The following is a 1,873-nucleotide window of genomic DNA, read 5'->3' on the forward strand; positions in this document are numbered from 1 at the left end:
TCTTCCTGGGTTTTCAGAATTCTTTTCCTTCAGATGTCTCTATTATAGTGTTCAATCTTATTTAATGTTTCGATTTTAGATAAATTTTATAAAGCCCGATCCTTCGTGAGGCTCTTCTTTCGTGACATATGCACGATTAGTCTGAGATCCGCTTCAAAAGCCTGCGCAAAACTAAAATGGTTCTACAATAAATGTTGGGGCGAATAGATGTTTCCATTCGCCCCTAAGTGTATGATTGGATAAAAAGATCCCCCGAGCGCCAAGCAACAAACAAAACACTCGGAGGAACCATGCATAGTCATTCTACTGCATCTCTATTAGGTTTAAAAGACGTTAAGATTAGAAAGGTGGTGAATACAGATCATTATATAAAGCTAAATCATTCCTGCTTTTTCAAAATGCTTCTTCAATAGTTTCTTGGAAATTACTGCTCCAATCAATCCGCAAATGGCTATTACAATAAGCATTATTACTGTAGTCATAGGAGAAACGATTTTGGTTAATGTTCCTAAGTATTCACTCCCAAACATTTTTTCATAAGATTCAAGTGTTTGATCCGCATAGAAAAGAAACGGTACATACATTCCACCAAAGCCGGCAAGAACACAAAATATCATATATCCAATTGTTAATCCTTTATAATTGCCAACCCCTTTTGTTCTTGCAATCAACATAGCTATAATCCCGGCAAATATACAACTAATGATATATGGTGGATAAAAACCTATAATGCTTGTAAGTACACAAAATAATAAAATCATCCATGGATTTTTTGTTTTTACCGGTACTAAGAAATAGGCAATTGCTCCAATAATTGACCATATCGGAACTACTAATAGCATTGTGTATGGCGATATGAACAGAAAAGATAACACTCTATATAAAACTTGTGAGCATAACACCATTAGTGCTGTAATAATTAAATCTTTAATTTGAAATTTCTTTTTTTCTTCCATAATTATTCTCCTTGTTTTTAAATATTTTTTATTTTCATAATGATGATAGCTAGATAAAATACCATCATTATTACTAGCAATAACATATCAAGCATACGAAATTTGACTTCTGTATAACTAGTTTTTTTACACGAAACTCCAAGTCCTCGTGTCTCAACAGATGCCGACAACTCAGTTGCAGTACATAACATTCGCATTAACATAGGAATCAACATCATTTCATAAACTTTAAAAGGATGTTTTAAAAATCCAAAGAAAGAAATATCAATCCCTCTCGTCTTAATTCCCTGCTTTATACAAGTAATATCCTGTTTTAGAGTAGGAAAAAATCTTAATATAACAGCTAATGGAATGTTTATATAATATGGGATTTTCATATTTTGCAAGGAAGCTAATACTTCAGATATTTCACTTGTTCTAATCATATTTATAGCTGCAAGTGTCAATGTTATAAAACATAGGACAAAATAGTGTATTGTAGTTGAAATAAATAATGGACTTATTTCCGCTACCATAAACAACACTATATATAAAGCTAAAAATTTAAAACAAGTTTTGTATATGCCGCTTATCATTCCATATGCAAATACTGACAAGAAAAGTAGAACTTCATACTTTTTACCAGTCAAAGTAAATACTAAAATCCCTATAATTAAAACTTGTGATGAAATGTAGCTTGAGAATCCCGTTTGTAAGCGGAGACTCCCGTTTGGTAAATAAGAGGTGATATTCTGTAACCGAGAATCCCGATTTGTAAATGAAAATCCCGTTTTGTAATCAAGAATCCCAGATTTTAATAATCAATGGGCATGCTATAATGACTCCAGACCAAATTTCTGCATAGCAAACAGAGATCGAATCACGCTCGAAACTTTTTGTATACGGAGATTCCATCCCAGATTTTAATAATCAATGGG

2 protein-coding genes are annotated in these 1,873 nt (G+C 32.5%); both read right to left on the bottom strand.

All coding sequences use genetic code 11. From position 1 onward, the window contains the following. Positions 1–374: 374 nt before the first annotated feature. Entirely contained in the window at positions 375–956 is a 582-nt protein-coding gene (locus tag HMPREF1508_RS06325; RefSeq protein WP_044960472.1) for an MptD family putative ECF transporter S component, read from the bottom strand. A gap of 17 nt (positions 957–973) precedes the next feature. Further along, entirely contained in the window at positions 974–1,627 is a 654-nt protein-coding gene (locus HMPREF1508_RS06330; protein ID WP_044960473.1) for an energy-coupling factor transporter transmembrane component T family protein, read from the bottom strand. Between the last annotated feature and the right edge of the window lie 246 nt (positions 1,628–1,873).

This window comes from Shuttleworthella sp. MSX8B (genome assembly GCF_000524295.1).
Classification (GTDB): domain Bacteria; phylum Bacillota; class Clostridia; order Lachnospirales; family Lachnospiraceae; genus Shuttleworthia; species Shuttleworthia satelles.

What these genes read in the sequence shown, in the direction of transcription:
- HMPREF1508_RS06325 (WP_044960472.1), bottom strand. Translation starts at nt 956, where the DNA reads ATGGAAGAAAAAAAGAAATTTCAAATTAAAGATTTAATTATTACAGCA.